Source organism: Streptomyces tricolor (assembly GCF_002155905.1).
Classification (GTDB): domain Bacteria; phylum Actinomycetota; class Actinomycetes; order Streptomycetales; family Streptomycetaceae; genus Streptomyces; species Streptomyces tricolor.
In genome coordinates this window covers 1-1,442 of sequence record NZ_MUMF01000237.1, presented here as the reverse complement: position 1 = coordinate 1,442, position 1,442 = coordinate 1, and the positions used below count along the sequence as shown (strand labels likewise).

General features: G+C 76.6%; 2 protein-coding genes. One reads left to right on the top strand and one right to left on the bottom strand.

The window, feature by feature from the left end; genetic code table 11:
- The coding region (locus tag CCN44_RS17745; RefSeq protein ID WP_143649828.1) for an acyl-CoA dehydrogenase family protein at window positions 1–471 on the bottom strand (471 nt) is incomplete at its 3' end.
- A gap of 119 nt (window positions 472–590) precedes the next feature.
- Between CCN44_RS17745 and CCN44_RS17740 the strand changes: the two genes are divergently transcribed.
- On the top strand, window positions 591–1,442 hold an 852-nt coding region (locus tag CCN44_RS17740; RefSeq protein ID WP_086698205.1), incomplete at its 3' end, for a thiolase C-terminal domain-containing protein.

Genomic DNA, 1,442 nt, shown 5'->3' with positions numbered 1-1,442 from the left:
GACGACACGTACCCCGCCGGCCCGCCCGTCCCCGGCGCGGTACGTGTCGTCCGCGCCGGTCAGGGCGAGGGCGGTGGCGAGGGCGGGCCCGTGGACGGCGAGGGCGGCGGTGAGGGAGCCGGCGGCGATGCGCGGCAGCAGCTCGGCGCGCTGGTCCTCGGTGCCGAGGGCGAGGATCAGCGGGGCGGCGAGGACGGAGGTGGCGAGCAGCGGCGAGGGGGCGAGCGCCCGCCCCGTCTCCTCGCAGGCCAGGGCGAGTTCGGCGACCGAGCAGCCGACGCCGCCGTACCGCTCGGGGAGGGCGAGCCCGGGCAGGCCGAGCCGGTCGGCGAGGGCCTGCCACAGGAGGGGGTCGTGGCCGGCGGGCGTGTCGGCGGCGGCCCGCAGCTTCGCCGGGCCGCAGCGGGCGCGCAGCAGCTCGCGCAGGGTCCGGCGGATCTCGTCCTGCTCGGCGGTGAGGCGCGTGTCCATGGCCTTCCCTCCCTATCTGACGGTGCGTCATATTAGGAGGGCCGCAGCGAGATGCACAGAGGCCGGAACCGGGTGCCGGCAGGGACCGGAGCCGGCTGCCCACAGGGAGGAGCCCGCTCATGCGTCGCGGGAGCAGGAAGGTCGCCGTGGTCGGCGTGGCCCTGTCCGACTGCGGGCGGGTGGACGGCGCGACGCCGTACGCCCTGCACGCCCAGGCGGCCCGCCGGGCCCTCGCCGACGCGGGCCTGGACCGCGCGGTGGTCGACGGTTTCGCCTCCGCCGGCCTCGGCACGCTGGCCCCGGTGGAGGTCGCCGCGTACCTGGGCCTGCGGCCCACCTGGGTGGACTCCACCTCGGTCGGCGGCTCGACCTGGGAGGTGATGGCGGCACACGCGGCGGACGCGATCGCGGCGGGCCACGCCGACGCCGTCCTGCTGGTGTACGGCTCGACGGCACGGGCGGACGTCAAGGCGGGCCGCCGCACGGGCACCCTGTCCTTCGGCGCGCGCGGCCCCCTCCAGTTCGAGGCGCCGTACGGCCACACGCTGATCGCCAAGTACGCGATGGCGGCGCGCCGGCACATGACCGAGTACGGCACGACGGTCGGGCAGCTCGCGGAGGTGGCGGTCCAGGCGCGGGCGAACGCGGCCCTGAACCCGCAGGCGATGTTCCGCGACCCCGTCACCGTCGACGACGTGCTGTCCGGCCCGATGGTCGCGGACCCCTTCACCAGGCTGCACTGCTGTCTGCGCTCGGACGGCGGCGCGGCGGTCCTGCTGGCGGGCGAGGAGTACGTCCGGGACTGCCGTACGGCGCCGGTCTGGATCCTCGGCACCGGCGAGCACGTCTCCCACGCCGCCATGTCCGAGTGGCCCGACTTCACGGTCACCCCGGCGGCGGTGAGCGGCCGGCTGGCCTTCGAGCGGGCGGGGGTGACCCCGGCGGACATCGACTTCGCCGAGATCTACGAC